Origin of the sequence: Streptomyces sp. Act143, assembly GCF_003143935.1 — a bacterium.
Taxonomy (GTDB): domain Bacteria; phylum Actinomycetota; class Actinomycetes; order Streptomycetales; family Streptomycetaceae; genus Streptomyces.
In genome coordinates this window covers 7,501,375-7,515,340 of the sequence record NZ_QFRX01000001.1, presented here as the reverse complement: position 1 = coordinate 7,515,340, position 13,966 = coordinate 7,501,375, and the positions used below count along the sequence as shown (strand labels likewise).

Sequence of the window (13,966 nt, the reverse complement as noted above, 5' to 3'; positions counted from 1 at the left end):
AGAGTGTGAGAGTGCTCGTACTCGTCGCTCCCGGCCAGGGCGCCCAGACGCCCGGCTTCCTGACTCCTTGGCTCGAACTCCCCGGTGCCGCCGACCGCGTCGCCGCGTGGTCGGACGCCATCGGGCTGGACCTCGCCCACTACGGCACGCAGGCCGACGCGGACGAGATCCGCGACACCGCCGTGGCCCAGCCGCTGCTGGTCGCGGCCGGCATCCTGTCCGCCTCGGCACTCGGTGCCGTCGCTCCGGGCGCGGTCGCGGGCCACTCCGTCGGTGAGTTCACCGCCGCCGCCTTCGCCGGTGTCCTCGACGACACCGCCGCGCTGACCCTCGTCCGCAAGCGCGGTCTGGCCATGGCCGAGGCCGCCGCGGTCACCGAGACCGGGATGTCGGCGCTGCTCGGCGGCGACCCGGAGACCTCGGTCGCGCACCTGGAGAAGCTCGGCCTGACCCCGGCGAACATGAACGGCGCGGGCCAGATCGTGGCCGCCGGCACCCTGGAGCAGCTCGCCGCGCTCAACGAGGACAAGCCCGAGGGCGTCCGCAAGGTCATCGCCCTGAAGGTGGCCGGCGCGTTCCACACGCACCACATGGCGCCCGCGGTCGACACGCTGGCGAAGGCCGCCGAGGCCGTCACGCCCGCCGACCCGACGGTGGCCTACGTCTCCAACAAGGACGGGCGGACCGTCGCCACCGGCGCCGAGGTGCTGGAGCGGCTGGTCGGCCAGGTGGCCAACCCGGTCCGCTGGGACCTGTGCATGGAGACGTTCAAGGAGCTCGGCGTCACCGCGCTCATCGAGGTGTGCCCGGGCGGCACCCTCACCGGCCTCGCCAAGCGGGCGCTGCCGGGTGTGCAGACGCTGGCCCTGAAGACCCCCGACGACCTCGACGCCGCTCGCGAGCTCATCGCCGAGCAGAGCGCCTGAAAAGGAGCGACCGAGCAATGTCGAAGATCAAGCCCAGCAAGGGCGCCCCGTACGCGCGGATCATGGGCGTGGGCGGCTACCGCCCGGTCCGGGTCGTGCCCAACGAGGTGATCCTCGAGACGATCGACTCCTCCGACGAGTGGATCCGTTCGCGCTCCGGCATCGAGACCCGGCACTGGGCGAACGACGAGGAGACCGTCGCCGCGATGTCGATCGAGGCGTCCGGCAAGGCGATCGCCGACGCCGGGATCTCCGCCGAGCAGATCGGCGGCGTGATCGTCTCGACCGTCTCCCACTTCAAGCAGACCCCGGCCGTGGCGACGGAGATCGCCGACAAGCTGGGCACGAACAAGGCCGCCGCGTTCGACATCTCGGCGGGCTGCGCCGGTTTCGGCTACGGCCTCACCCTCGCCAAGGGCATGATCGTCGAGGGCTCGGCGGAGTACGTCCTCGTGATCGGCGTCGAGCGGCTGTCCGACCTGACCGACCTGGAGGACCGTGCGACGGCCTTCCTGTTCGGTGACGGCGCGGGCGCGGTCGTCGTGGGTCCCTCGCAGGAACCGGCCATCGGCCCGACCGTGTGGGGTTCCGAGGGCGACAAGTCCGAGACCATCAAGCAGACCGTGCCGTGGACGGACTACCGTTCCGGTGAGGTCGCCAAGTTCCCCGCCATCACGCAGGAGGGCCAGGCGGTGTTCCGCTGGGCCGTCTTCGAGATGGCGAAGGTCGCCAAGGAGGCGCTGGACGCCGCCGGCATCACCGCGGACGACCTGGACGTCTTCATCCCGCACCAGGCCAACGAGCGGATCATCGACTCGATGGTGAAGACACTCAAGCTGCCGGAGTCCGTCACGGTCGCCCGTGACGTACGCACCACCGGCAACACCTCGGCCGCCTCGATCCCGCTCGCGATGGAGCGGCTTCTGGCGACCGGTGAGGCGAAGAGCGGCGACACCGCGCTCGTCATCGGCTTCGGGGCGGGTCTCGTCTACGCCGCGACTGTCGTTACCCTCCCCTAGGCACCGCCGCTGCCGCGGTACGTGCCCAACCCTCTGGATACCAACGAAGGAGCGCCTCCATGGCCGCCACTCAGGAAGAGATCGTCGCCGGTCTCGCCGACATCGTGAACGAGATCGCCGGCATCCCGGTCGAGGACGTCCAGCTGGACAAGTCCTTCACCGACGACCTGGACGTCGACTCGCTGTCCATGGTCGAGGTCGTCGTCGCCGCTGAAGAGCGCTTCGACGTCAAGATCCCGGACGAGGACGTCAAGAACCTCAAGACGGTCGGCGACGCGACCGACTACATCCTCAAGCACCAGGCCTGAGCCACCCCTTAGGCCCGGCTGCCAAGGCCCCGCCACCCGGCGGTGGCGCCGCTGAATCCTCGTAATCGTTGGAGAAAGATTTCCCGTGAGCCCGACCAATCGCACCGTGGTCGTCACCGGTATCGGCGCAACCACACCGCTGGGTGGCGACGCAGCCTCTACCTGGGAGGGTCTGATCGCCGGAAAGTCCGGTGTGAAGCCCCTGGAGCAGGAGTGGGCGGCCGACCAGGCCGTCCGCATCGCGGCGCCCGTCGCCGTGGAGCCGACCGAGGTCATCCCCCGGCCGCAGGCCCGTCGTCTGGACCGCTCGGCGCAGTTCGCGCTGGTCGCGGCTCAGGAGGCGTGGAAGGACGCCGGGTTCGAGGGCAAGGCCGGTGAGGACCAGAGCATCGACCCGGACCGCCTCGGCGCGGTCATCGCCTCCGGCATCGGTGGTGTGACGACGCTGCTCGACCAGTACGACGTGCTCAAGGAGAAGGGCGTCCGCCGGGTCTCCCCGCACACCGTCCCCATGCTGATGCCGAACGGCCCGTCCGCCAACGTGGGTCTCCTCGTGGGCGCGCGCGCCGGTGTGCACACCCCGGTCTCGGCCTGCGCCTCGGGCGCGGAGGCCATCGGCTACGCCATCGAGATGATCCGTTCCGGCCGTGCCGACGTCGTCGTCGCCGGTGGTACGGAGGCGGCCATCCACCCGCTGCCGATCGCCGCGTTCGGCAACATGATGGCGATGTCCAAGAACAACGACGACCCGCAGGGCGCCTCGCGTCCCTACGACACCGCCCGGGACGGCTTCGTCCTCGGCGAGGGTGCCGGTGTGATCGTCCTGGAGTCCGCGGAGCACGCGGCGAAGCGCGGGGCCCGCGTGTACGCCGAGGCCGTGGGCCAGGGCATCTCCGCCGACAGCCACGACATCGTGCAGCCGGAGCCGGAGGGCCGGGGCATCGCCCACGCCCTGCAGAACCTGCTGGACAACAGTGACCTGAACCCGGCGGAGATCGTCCACGTCAACGCGCACGCCACCTCGACGCCGGCCGGTGACGTGGCCGAGCTGAAGGCGCTGCGCAAGGTGTTCGGCGACGACACGGACCACTTCGCGGTGTCCGCGACGAAGTCGATGACCGGTCACCTGCTGGGTGGCGCCGGTGGTGTGGAGTCCGTCGCGACGATCCTCGCCCTGTACCACCGTCTCGCCCCGCCGACCATCAACGTCGAGAACCTCGATCCGGAGGCGGAGGCCGCCGCCGACGTCGTCCGCGGTGAGGCGCGCAAGCTGCCCGTGGAGGGCCGTATCGCCGCGCTGAACGACTCGTTCGGGTTCGGCGGGCACAATGTCGTCCTGGCGTTCCGCACGGTCTGAGAGGCGTTCGTACGCAACTGAAGGGGCCCCCACCGGCTGGTGGGGGCCCCTTCGGCGTGTCGGTGATTCCTAGACCACCTGGTGCAGCCAGCGCACCGGCGCTCCCTCGCCCGCGTACCGGAAGGGCTCCAGCTCGTCGTCCCACGGCTTGCCGAGCAGTTTGGCGATCTCCGCCTCCAGGTCCGTCTCGCCCTGCTGGGAGCGGGTCAGGGCGGCGCGCAGCCGGTCCTCGGGGATGAGGATGTCGCCGTGGATGCCGGTGACGGCGTGGAAGATGCCGAGGTCGGGGGTGCAGCTGTAGCGCTCGCCCTCCGCGGTGGGGCAGGGCTCCGCGGTGACCTCGAAGCGGAGCAGGTGCCAGCCTCTGAGGGCGGAGGCGAGCTTGGACGCGGTGCCGGCCTGGCCCTGCCAGGAGAATTCCGAGCGCCAGGTGCCGGGGGCCGCGGGCTGCCGGATCCAGTCGAGGTTGACGCGCGTGCCGAGCACTCCGGCGACGGCCCACTCGACGTGCGGGCACAGCGCGCGCGGAGCGGAGTGCACGTACAGAACTCCACGTGTCGTCACCGGGACCTCCGGGCAGAGCGGGACCATTGTGCGGACGGGATGAGTGGCGGTGGCGGCAGCCACGTTGATGGCGAGGCTACCGTGCGGCGGCGCAAGGAGTGTGACGTACCGTCGGTCCCGGTGCCGGGAAACGCCCGCCATTCACCCGGCAGGACGCTAGTACGGGGGGTTCCGGACGGCGCGGGCGTGATCGGGAACTCCCGTGCGTTGTCATGGAGGGGGACGAAGTTCGCAAGGGATTGCATGTCGACCGAGGGGGTCACCAGGGGATGCGAAGCCGTCGTTCGCGTGCCGTTCTCGCCGTCGTGGCGGCGAGTGTCCTGGGCGTCGCGGGGTGCGACGCCGTCGGTGGCAACGCATCGGAGCCGTCCGGCACGGCGGCGCAGAGAACGAAGCCGTCCCCTTCGCCGACCCCGCTGTGGGACCGCAGCCCGGACTCGCTCGCCGCGGTCGGCGACTCCATCACCCGGGGCTTCGACGCCTGTTCGCTGCTCAAGGACTGCACGGAGGCGTCGTGGGCGACCGGCAGCGACGCCTCCGTCGACAGTCTCGCCGTACGTCTGCTGGGGCGGGCGAAGGCGGCCTCGTCCAGTTGGAACTACGCGGTGACCGGGGCGCGGATGTCCGATCTCGCCGGGCAGATGGCGCAGGCGGCGACGCGGCGGCCGGAGCTGGTGACGGTGATGGCGGGGGCCAATGACGCGTGCCGTGACTCCGCCGCGGACATGACGTCGGTGGCGGACTTCCGGGCGCAGTTCGGGGAGGCGATGAGCACGCTGCGGGCCGCGGCGCCGAAGGCGCAGGTGTACGTGGCGAGTGTGCCGAACCTGAAGCGGCTGTGGTCCGAGGGGCGGACGAACCCGCTGGGCAAGCAGGTGTGGAAGCTGGGGATATGCCCGTCGATGCTGGGCGACGCCGACGCCCTGGACGCGGCGGCGACCGAGCGGCGGGACACCGTGCAGCAGCGGGTGGAGGCGTACAACGAGGTGCTGCGGGAGGTGTGCGCGAAGGACAAGCGGTGCCGGTTCGACGGCGGCGCGGTATACGAGTACCGGTTCGGGACCGACCAGTTGAGCCACTGGGACTGGTTCCATCCGAGTGTGAACGGCCAGGCGAGGCTGGCGGAGATCGCCTACCGGAACATCACCGCCCCCGGCACGTGACCTAAAGTTCCGCACATGAACGAACTCTTCGGCACACTTTCCGACGGCACCCCGGTTCACCGCTGGACGCTGGAGCGGTCCGGTGTGCGGGTGCGGGTGCTGTCGTACGGCGGGATCGTGCAGTCGGTGGAGGTGCCGGACCGGGACGGGCGCACGGCGGACGTGGTGCTGGGGTTCGCGGACCTGGACGGCTACCTCACGCACCCGGGGCCCTACCTCGGCGCCCTGGTCGGCAGGTTCGCGAACCGCATCGCCGGCGGCCGCTTCCCGCTGGACGGGGTGACGTACGCGCTGGCGCCCAACACCCCGCCCAACTCCCTGCACGGCGGCGAGCGGGGCTTCGACAAGCGGGGGTGGGACGTGGCGCCGGCCGGCGAGCACGGGCTGCGGCTGTCGCGGGTCAGTCCGCACGGCGAGGAGGGATTCCCGGGGCGGCTGGAGGTCGCGGCGACCTACTCGCTGGACGCCGGCGGCGCGCTGCGGATCGCCTACGAGGCGACGACGGACGCGCCGACCGTCGTCAACCTCACCAACCACAGCTACTTCAACCTGGCCGGGTCGGGCCATGCCGGCGGTCATGAGCTGCGGCTCGCCGCCTCCCGGTACACGCCGGTGGACGCGGATCTGATCCCGACGGGTGTGCTGGAGGACGTGACGGGCGGGCGGTTCGACTTCCGGGCGGGGCGGAAGACCGGGGCCGGCTACGACCACAACTTCGTGCTCGACAAGGGGGTGACGGACACTCCCGTCGAGGTCGCCGAGCTGCACGATCCCTCCTCCGGCCGGGTCCTGACGGTCTCGACCACCGAGCCGGGCCTCCAGCTCTACACCGCCGACCATCTGCCCGAGCCGTTCGCCCCCGGTGACGGGGTCGCGCTGGAGACGCAGCACTTCCCCGACTCCCCCAACCGCCCCGAGTTCCCGAGCACGGTGCTGCGGCCGGGCGAGGTGTTCCGTTCGGAGACGGTGTACGCCTTCTCGGCGCGCTGACCGGCACCCGACGGCATTTGCCCCGGCCCGGGTGTCAGGTCCCGGGCCGGGGCCGCTCATGGGGAGACTTGTCCCGATCAGACGTTAATCGTCGCGGTGAGGCGGCGGTCCGTGATCGACCGCCCGATCCGGATCTCGTACGAACCCTTCACAAACGACCACGCGCCCTCCTCCTCGCTCCAGCTCTCGAAGGCGCGGCGCGGGAGTTCGACGACGGTCTCGACGCTCTCGCCCGGTGCGGCCTCGACCCCGGCGAAGCCGGCGAGGAGGTGTTCGGGGCGGTCGCCCGGCTCGGCGGGCGCGAGGTAGACCTGGACCACCTCTCGGCCGGCGCGCCCACCGGTGTTGCGGACCCGGACCGTCACCGTCGTGCCGGTGACCTCGACGGACTCGTAGGCCCAGTCGGTGTAGCCGAGGCCGTGGCCGAAGGGGTACGAGGGGGTGCGGCCCGCCTTCGCCCAGGCGCGGTAGCCGATGAAGACGCCCTCGGTGTACGGGAGCCGGCCGTCCTGCGGGGTGACGCGGGTGACCGGGGCGGCGTCCAGGGAGCCCCAGGTGGTGGGGAGCCGGCCGCCGGGTTCGTGGGCGCCGGTGAGGACGTCGGCCAGGGCCGCGCCGCCCTCCTGACCGGGGAACCAGCTGAGCAGCACGGCGGCGACCTCGTCGCGCCACGGCAGCTCCACCGGGGAGCCGGAGTTGACGACCACGACCGTGTTCGGGTTGGCGGCGGCGACGGCCCGGACCAGGTCGTCCTGGCGGCCGGGGAGCCGCATGTCCTTGCGGTCGAAGCCCTCGGACTCGACGCGGTCGGTGGTGGCGACCACGACGACGGCGGTGTCCGCGTTCCGGGCGGCCTCGACGGCCTCGGCGATCAGTTCGTCGGGGTCGCGCTGCGGCTCCTGGTGGGCGAGGGCGAAGGCGACGACCTTGAAGGGGAAGTCCTCCGGGAGCCGGACGACGTGGGTGAGGGAGACCTCGACCGGTTCGCCCGCGGTCAGTTCGGCCCGGGCGCGCGGCACCGGGGAGCCGAAGAATGCCTCGAAGGGGTCGCTGGTGTCGGCGGGGAGCTGGACGTCGTCGTAGTGCGTGGTGCCGTCGACGGCGAGGGTGAAGGCGCCGACGCCCTTGATGCCGAAGGTGTGCGGGCCGGTGGCGCGCGGGGTGAAGGTGCCGGTGAGCTCGACGGTGCGCAGGGTCTCGTGGGTGACGCCCTCGGGCAGGTCGCTGCCCATCCACTGGATCTGCCCGTTGGGGGCCGAGCCGGTGCCGATGACCTTGCCGTCGGCGTCGCGGCAGACGGCCTTCAGGCGGAAGCCCTTGTCGGCGACGGCGAGTTCGGTGTTCGGGTCGGCGCCGACGGCGTACGTCAGGTCGGGGACGGCCGCGGTGAGGCCGTCGAGCGGGGAGACGGTGCGGGACGGGAAGACGGTGGCGGAGCCGCCGCCGAGGACGCGGGCGTCGCGGGCGGCGGCGCCGAGGAGGGCGACGCTTCCGGGCTTCAGCGGAAGGGCGCCCCGGTTGCGCACCAGGACGAAGGCCCGGCGGGCGATCTCGCGGGCCAGCGCCTGGCCGTCGACGGTCTCCGGAAGCTCGGTGACGGCGGGTTCGGCGCCCTCCAGGATGCCGACGCGGGCGGCGAGCCGCAGGACGTTGCGGACGGCCGCGTCGACCTTGGCCTCGTCGACCTCGCCGTCGCGCACGGCCTGGGCGAGGGCGGGGCCGTACACGGTCCGCGGTCCCGGCATGGCGACGTCGAGGCCGCCCTCGATGGCGCCCTTGGTGGAGCGGGCGGCCATCCAGTCGGAGACGTTGCAGCCGTCGAAGCCCCACTCCCCGCGCGCGATCTCGGCGACCAGGTGGTGGTGCTCGGTCATCGTCACACCGTTTACCTGGTTGTAGGCGGTCATGATGCCCCAGGGGCGGGCGTTCTCGACGATGAGCTCGAAGGGCCTGAGGTACAGATCGCGCAGCGCGCGCTCGGAGACGAGGTTGTCGACGGTGAAGCGGTCGGTCTCGGCGTCGTTGGCGACGAAGTGCTTGACGGTGGTGCCGACGCCGCCGGACTGGACGCCGGTGACGTATCCCGCGCCGATGAGGCCCGCGAGGTAGGGGTCCTCGCTGTAGGCCTCGAAGTGCCGGCCGCCGAGCGGGGAGCGGTGCAGGTTGACGGTCGGGGCGAGCAGGACGTGGACGCCCTTGCGGCGGGCCTCCTGGGCGAGCAGGACTCCTGCGCGGCGGGCGAGTGCGGGGTCCCAGGTGGCGGCGAGGGCGGTCGGTGAGGGCAGCGCGACCGACGGGTCGTCGGCGGTCCAGCGGACGCCGCGGACGCCGATCGGGCCGTCGGACATGACGAGGGACTTCAGGCCGATCTCGGGCAGGGCGGGCAGTGTCCACATGTCCTGGCCGGAGAGCAGCCGGGCCTTTGCGTCCAGGTCGAGCTTGCCGAGGGCGGCTGTTACGGCCGCCTCGCGGGCCTGGTCGGCCGGGGTTCCCTGCATCGCGGTGCCTCCTCGTCGACGTCGGTGCACGCCTTCATCCTGACTCGGCGGGCAACGACGCAGTCGGGACGGCGACCATCGAGCGAGGAACCCCGCGGCGCGCAACCAGGCCCGCGAGAGCGGCGCCGGTTCAGCCGCGGGGAATGGCGCGGCGGGCGGCGGTGCTCGCGGTGGTCGCCGAGCGCGGCTACCGGGGTCCCGCGCCCACCGCGGCGACGATCTCCACCTCGATCAGCGCCTCCTCCTTGAAGAGCCGTGGCACCTCGAAGGTCATGCTGGTGGGTGGGGTGCCGGTGAGGAACTCCCCTCGTACGGCGCCGTATTCGTGGAGGCGGCCGATGTCCGTCAGATAGGTGCGGATGTTGACGACATCGGCGAGCGTGGCGCCGTGCGCCTTCAGCAGCGCCTCGATGGTCTCGAAGACGCCGCGGCTCTGCTCGGCGAGGGTGTCCCCCTCGGCGATCTGGCCGGAGAGGAACAACAGGGCGCTGCCGTCGGCCTGTTCAACGCGGGCGACCTGGGAGTAGTAGGGGCTCAGGGGCTGCGGCGCGGCGGCCGGGTTGTCGAGGGTGATCTTCATGCTGTTCCTTCAGCTGAGGGTGGCGCGGATGCGGGCGGCGGTCCGGGAGATGTCCTCGCCGGGTTCGGCAGCCTTCCGGTAGAGGTCCGACGCGGCCTTGATCATGGGCAGTTCGGCTGTCTGCGTGGCCAGGGCGAGGTCCTTCACCGCGAGCGCCGTGTCGAAGTGGACGTCCTCGGCGAAGGCGCGGGCGACGGCGCCTCCGAGGGGGCTGTTCGCGAGGGCGGTGCGGGACGTCTGTCCGTCCAGCCCGAGGGCGTCGGCGAGCCGCAGCGCCTCGGCGACGACCGCGATGCCGCCGATGACGGCCGAGTTGACGACCAGCTTGAGCGCGGCGCCGGAACCGAGCGGACCGGTGCGGGTGACGGTGCCGAGGTGCGCGAGGACGTGCTCGACGGGGGCCGTGTCACCGCCGGCGAGGATGCCGAGGGTGCCCGCGGCGGCCCTGTCGGTGCTGCCCATGACGGGCGCGTCGACGACGCGGACCCCGGGGAGCCGGCCCAGGCGGTGTACGGCGTCGGGCCCGACGGTGGACATCTCGATCCAGTGCGTGCCGGGACGCACGGCGGCCGACACGGCCTCGACAACCGCGTCGAGCGCCTCCGGCCCGGTGAGCATCGTGATCACGACGTCGGCGTCCCGTACGGCGTCGGCGGGCGACGCGGCTGCGGTGGCCCCCTCGGCGACGAGGGACGCGGTCTTCTCCGCGGTGCGGTTCCAGACGGTCAACGGGTGCCCTGCGGCGCGGAGTCGGCGGGCCATGGGGGCGCCCATGTGTCCGAGGCCCAGGAATGCGATGTGCTCCATGGCGTCGACGCTATGCGGGGCGTACGGATGCGACAAGCGAATGTCTAGCATGGCTGCCATGCCGTATGCGCATGTCGAACCTCCTGCCGAACCCGAGGTCTCCAGCGTCTGGCTGCGGGTGTTCCTGGAGGTGGGCCGGCAGGGGTCCTTCACCGTCGCCGCGCGCGCCCTCGGCTGGACCCAGTCCGCGGTGTCCCGGCAGATCTCCTCGCTGGAGGCGGCGTTCGGCGGGGCCCCGCTCTTCGACCGGCTGCCGCGGGGTGTGCGGCTCACCGAGGCCGGGCGGCTGCTCGTGCCGTACGCGGAGGCCGTCGCCGAGGCGCTGCACGGTGCCGGGCGGGAGCTGGCGGCGCTGCGTGAACTCGCGGGCGGGCGGCTGCGGTTCGGGGCGTTCGCGACGGCCGACGCGGCGCTGGTGCCGCAGGCGCTGGCCGCGTTCCGGGCCCGGCATCCGGGGGTGCGGGTCGCCCGGGAGGAGGGCCTCACCCCGAGGCTCCTGGAGCGGCTGGCCGCGGGCCACCTGGACCTGGCGGTCGTCTCGACGACGGGTCGGCCGCCGCTGGAGTCGTACGAGCTGCACCACCTCCTCGACGAGTCGCTGTACGTCGCCGTTCCCGCCGACCACCCTCTCGCGGGCGGCGGCCCGGTGCGGCTCGGCCGGTTCGCCGACGCGGACTGGATCTCCGGCGGCGCCCGCCCCGAGGGGACCCTCCTCGACGCCGCCCTGCGCCAGGGCTTCCGCCCGCGCGTCGCGCACGTCGTCGCCGAGTGGACCGCCAAGCAGGGGTACGTCGCCGCGGGCCTCGGCGTGACGCTCGTCCCGGCGCTGGCCGCCGCGTCCGTACGGTCGGACGTGGCCCTGGTGCCGGTGCTGGACGAGGGGGCTCCGGCGCGGGCGGTGTACGCGGCGACGGTCAGGGGGCGGTCGCCGGTACCGGCGGCGGGGGCGTTCGTGGGGGCGCTGCGGGAGGCGGCCGGGAGGCTGCCCTCCTGAACCACGCCCCATGGCGCGCACCACTTCCGTCACGCGATACTCACCCCACTCCCCCACCGCAGACGGAGGCTGAACTCCCGTGACTTCTCCACGTGTTCGGATCGGCGTACTGGGCATCGCGCTGGCGGCGGGGCTCACGGCCGCCCCGCACCCGGCACAGGCGGCCACCGCCACGGTCGAGGAGCAGCGGCTCGACAGGGCGGTGCCGCAGGAGATCCTCGCGCGGTCCGGATTCGACGACGTGGCACCGGAGTTCGCCGAGGCGCTCGGGGCGGCCCGCTCCTACGCGCAGGCCCGCCGGGTCGTCGTACGCGCAGGGTCGGCGCTGTGGAAGCGGGCCGTGGACCGGGTGCAGGGGCGGGGGCCCGCGGAATCAGAAAGGCGCGAAGCGCTTCCTCATAAGGGTGGTGGCGGGCGACGGGTGGACCTGAGCCGGGACGACGACCGGCCCTTGTACTGGGCGCGGTTGGGCATGACCCGGGAAGTGCGTGCCTGGCAGCCGGAGTTCGGGCTCGGCGACGGGCAGCGGGCGGCGCTGCTGGACCAGTTGGAGCGGTCCTCGCGCGGGCAGACCGACATCCGCTGCCCCAAGGGCGGCAAGCGGGTCCTGGTCACCGGGTTCGACCCGTTCACCCTCGACCGGGACATCCGGATCTCCAACCCGTCCGGGGCGACCGCGCTCGCGCTCGACGGGACGGTGATCGAGACGGCGGACGGGCCCGCTCGGGTGGAGGCCGCCGTGTTCCCGGTGCGGTGGCAGGACTTCGCGGAGGGAACGGTGGAGCGGACGCTGCGGCCGTGTCTGGGGAAGGCCGACCTGTTCACGACCGTCAGTCAGGGGCGGGTCGGGCGGTTCGACGTCGAGCGGACCAACGGGGCCTGGCGGGGCGGGTTCCCGGACAACGAGAACGTGAGCCGCACGGAGACCGTGCCGGTGACCGATCCGGCCTCGCAGCCGCAGTGGACGACGACGACCTTGCCGTACCAGGAGATCGTGGCCGCCGCCACCGGACGGTTCCCCGTCTACGACAACACGAGCGTGACCGAGATACCGGCCGGGGGGACCGAGCCCGTCGTGCGTCCGGACGGGCCGACGGAGGGGTCGACGGCCCGGGCCGGGGGCGGCGGGAACTACCTGTCGAACGAGATCGCCTACCGGGCCACGCTGCTGCGGGACCGGCTCGGGCTGCACGGCCGGCTGCCGGGGGGCCATGTGCACACGCCCGTGCTGGAGTTCGGCGCCGGGAACACCACCGAGGTGACCGACCCGCAGTTCGTGCGCAACCGGCTCGACATCGTCGCGCAGGTGAAGGCGATCCTGACGGTCGCCGTGGAGGCTAGTGCGACGGAGCGAACGCGAGGCTGATGCCGAGGCCGGCCAGCACGGACCCGATCACCTTGTTGAGGACCTTCTGGCCGCGCAGCATCAGGGTGCGCATCCGGTCGTGCGAGAAGAACACGGCGACGACGCCGAACCACAGCAGGTGGGCCAGCGACATGAACAGGCCGTAGCCCACCTGCTGGTAGACCGGGGTGCCGGGACTGACGACCTGGGCGAAGGTCGAGACGACGAAGAGGGTCGTCTTGGGGTTGAGGACGTTGGTGAGGAAGCCGGAGCGCAGGGCCTTCAGCGGGGTCAGGTCCGACGTGGTCTCCAGGTCGACCTCGACCTCGCCGCGGGTGCGGAAGGTGCGGACGCCGATGTAGACGAGGTAGGCGGCGCCGATCAGCTTGATGATCGTGAACAGGAAGGTGGAGGAGGCGATCAGCAGGCCGACGCCGAGCATGGTGTAGGTGACGTGGACCAGGACGCCCGCGGCGACGCCGGTCGCGGCGAGAATGCCGGTGCGGCGGCCGTGGAGGTAGCTGTTGCGGACCACCATGGCGAAGTCGGCGCCGGGGGCGATGACGGCCAGGACGGTGATGACGGCGACTGCGAGTATCTCGGTCACGAGGTGACTTCCTCCACGTCGTCGGAGTCGTCCAGCGTTTCCTCACCGAGCAGTTCGCGGGCCATGAGGGTGGCGCCCGCGACCGCGCCCGGCATCAGGAACACCGCGACGAAGGGGACCAGGAAGGCCAGGCCCAGGGGGGTGCCGAAGCCCCAGACCAGGGTCTTGCGGGAGCGGAGCAGGGCGAGCCGGTCGCGGAGTTCGACCCCGCGGCGCTGCATCGCGACGGCGACGAGTTCCTCGGTGAGGAAGAACCCGGTGACGAAGAAGCCGAGGACGGGGACGACGGTCTGCCCGACGAACGGGATGAAGCCGAGGCCGAAGAGCAGCACGCCCCACAGCGCGGCGCGCACGAGGATGCGCAGGCTGTCCCGCGCGGAGATCCACAGCTCGCGCCAGAGCGGGAGGCCGGACTCGGGTGCCGTGCCGTCCGGGGACACGTCACGGTCGACCGTCTCCGACAGGCTCTCGTAGAAGGGCTGGCCGATCAGGAGCGTGACCGCGGTGAAGGTCAGGACGGCGAGGAGCAGTCCGAGCGCCCACAGCACGACGGTGAGGAAGCCGCGGAAGAGACCGAGCCAGGGGCTCGACCAGTCGTCGGCGAACGGGGTCGCCCAGGCGATGAAGTCGTCGCCCCAGATGGCGAGCGCCACCAGGGCCGCCCCGTACAGGACGAGGGTGATGAACCCCGGGATCAGCCCGAAGTTGAACTGCTTGCCGTGCCGGGCCACCCATCGTTGGCCCTTCAGGAGGTACGTGAACCCCGCCCCAAGATCGCGCATGGCCGAACTCTATCGGGCGGCCGGGG

The 13,966-nt window shown here is 72.1% G+C and carries 14 protein-coding genes; 8 read left to right on the top strand and 6 right to left on the bottom strand.

Annotated features, from left to right (window positions below):
• Positions 1-11: 11 nt before the first annotated feature.
• The 4 genes from DI272_RS34255 (at position 12) to fabF (ending at position 3,610) form a co-directional block, all read left to right on the top strand.
• The gene (locus DI272_RS34255) at positions 12-926 is read left to right on the top strand and encodes an ACP S-malonyltransferase (RefSeq protein WP_109499061.1); all 915 of its coding nucleotides are present in this window, start codon (positions 12-14) and stop codon (positions 924-926) included.
• Positions 927-943: 17 nt separating this feature from the next.
• Positions 944-1,945 carry a ketoacyl-ACP synthase III gene (locus DI272_RS34250; RefSeq protein WP_109499060.1) on the top strand — a complete coding sequence of 334 codons (1,002 nt, stop codon included), beginning with the start codon at positions 944-946 and terminating at the stop codon, positions 1,943-1,945.
• A 59-nt stretch (positions 1,946-2,004) separates the two neighbouring features.
• Entirely contained in the window at positions 2,005-2,253 is a 249-nt protein-coding gene (locus DI272_RS34245; protein ID WP_015660680.1) for an acyl carrier protein, read from the top strand.
• Positions 2,254-2,338: 85 nt separating this feature from the next.
• Entirely contained in the window at positions 2,339-3,610 is a 1,272-nt protein-coding gene (gene fabF, locus DI272_RS34240; RefSeq protein ID WP_109499059.1) for a beta-ketoacyl-ACP synthase II, read from the top strand.
• A 69-nt stretch (positions 3,611-3,679) separates the two neighbouring features.
• Here fabF and DI272_RS34235 read toward each other — a convergent pair whose 3' ends face one another.
• Positions 3,680-4,174, bottom strand: coding sequence for a DUF3145 domain-containing protein (locus DI272_RS34235; protein WP_109499058.1), 495 nt, complete (start codon positions 4,172-4,174; stop codon positions 3,680-3,682).
• A gap of 269 nt (positions 4,175-4,443) precedes the next feature.
• On the opposite strand from DI272_RS34235, the gene DI272_RS34230 reads away from it, so the two are divergent.
• A complete protein-coding gene (locus DI272_RS34230) occupies positions 4,444-5,337 on the top strand; it encodes an SGNH/GDSL hydrolase family protein (RefSeq protein WP_109499057.1) in 894 nt (297 codons plus the stop codon).
• A gap of 15 nt (positions 5,338-5,352) precedes the next feature.
• The gene (locus DI272_RS34225; RefSeq protein WP_109499056.1) at positions 5,353-6,327 is read left to right on the top strand and encodes an aldose epimerase family protein; all 975 of its coding nucleotides are present in this window, start codon (positions 5,353-5,355) and stop codon (positions 6,325-6,327) included.
• A gap of 77 nt (positions 6,328-6,404) precedes the next feature.
• Here DI272_RS34225 and DI272_RS34220 read toward each other — a convergent pair whose 3' ends face one another.
• The 3 genes from DI272_RS34220 to DI272_RS34210 form a co-directional block, all read right to left on the bottom strand.
• Positions 6,405-8,825 carry a glycoside hydrolase family 3 protein gene (locus DI272_RS34220; protein WP_109499055.1) on the bottom strand — a complete coding sequence of 807 codons (2,421 nt, stop codon included), beginning with the start codon at positions 8,823-8,825 and terminating at the stop codon, positions 6,405-6,407.
• Between the two features lie 187 nt (positions 8,826-9,012).
• Positions 9,013-9,405 carry a RidA family protein gene (locus DI272_RS34215; RefSeq protein WP_109499054.1) on the bottom strand — a complete coding sequence of 131 codons (393 nt, stop codon included), beginning with the start codon at positions 9,403-9,405 and terminating at the stop codon, positions 9,013-9,015.
• A 9-nt stretch (positions 9,406-9,414) separates the two neighbouring features.
• On the bottom strand, positions 9,415-10,212 hold the full coding sequence (locus tag DI272_RS34210; RefSeq protein ID WP_109499053.1) for an NAD(P)-dependent oxidoreductase: 798 nt from the start codon (positions 10,210-10,212) through the stop codon (positions 9,415-9,417).
• Positions 10,213-10,261: 49 nt separating this feature from the next.
• Here DI272_RS34210 and DI272_RS34205 point away from each other — a divergent pair, with 49 nt between their 5' ends.
• Entirely contained in the window at positions 10,262-11,206 is a 945-nt protein-coding gene (locus DI272_RS34205; protein ID WP_375138085.1) for a LysR family transcriptional regulator, read from the top strand.
• Positions 11,207-11,285: 79 nt separating this feature from the next.
• Complete coding sequence (locus tag DI272_RS34200) at positions 11,286-12,572, top strand: pyroglutamyl peptidase (RefSeq protein ID WP_109499051.1); 1,287 nt, start codon at positions 11,286-11,288, stop codon at positions 12,570-12,572.
• Here the strand turns inward: DI272_RS34200 and DI272_RS34195 are convergent.
• Positions 12,544-13,158, bottom strand: a complete 615-nt coding sequence (locus tag DI272_RS34195; RefSeq protein WP_109499050.1) for a LysE family translocator — start codon at positions 13,156-13,158, stop codon at positions 12,544-12,546. The two genes, DI272_RS34200 and DI272_RS34195, sit on opposite strands and share 29 nt — an antisense overlap.
• A complete protein-coding gene (locus DI272_RS34190) occupies positions 13,155-13,940 on the bottom strand; it encodes an EI24 domain-containing protein (protein WP_109499049.1) in 786 nt (261 codons plus the stop codon). Before DI272_RS34190 ends, DI272_RS34195 begins: the two co-directional genes overlap by 4 nt.
• Positions 13,941-13,966: the final 26 nt, after the last annotated feature.

Coding starts and splice junctions, on each gene's coding strand:
- DI272_RS34250 (WP_109499060.1), top strand. CDS start 944: ATGTCGAAGATCAAGCCCAGCAAGGGCGCCCCGTACGCGCGGATCATG.
- DI272_RS34245 (WP_015660680.1), top strand. CDS start 2,005: ATGGCCGCCACTCAGGAAGAGATCGTCGCCGGTCTCGCCGACATCGTG.
- DI272_RS34230 (WP_109499057.1), top strand. CDS start 4,444: ATGCGAAGCCGTCGTTCGCGTGCCGTTCTCGCCGTCGTGGCGGCGAGT.
- DI272_RS34225 (WP_109499056.1), top strand. CDS start 5,353: ATGAACGAACTCTTCGGCACACTTTCCGACGGCACCCCGGTTCACCGC.
- DI272_RS34220 (WP_109499055.1), bottom strand. CDS start 8,825: ATGCAGGGAACCCCGGCCGACCAGGCCCGCGAGGCGGCCGTAACAGCC.
- DI272_RS34215 (WP_109499054.1), bottom strand. CDS start 9,405: ATGAAGATCACCCTCGACAACCCGGCCGCCGCGCCGCAGCCCCTGAGC.
- DI272_RS34210 (WP_109499053.1), bottom strand. CDS start 10,212: ATGGAGCACATCGCATTCCTGGGCCTCGGACACATGGGCGCCCCCATG.
- DI272_RS34205 (WP_375138085.1), top strand. CDS start 10,262: ATGGCTGCCATGCCGTATGCGCATGTCGAACCTCCTGCCGAACCCGAG.
- DI272_RS34190 (WP_109499049.1), bottom strand. CDS start 13,940: ATGCGCGATCTTGGGGCGGGGTTCACGTACCTCCTGAAGGGCCAACGA.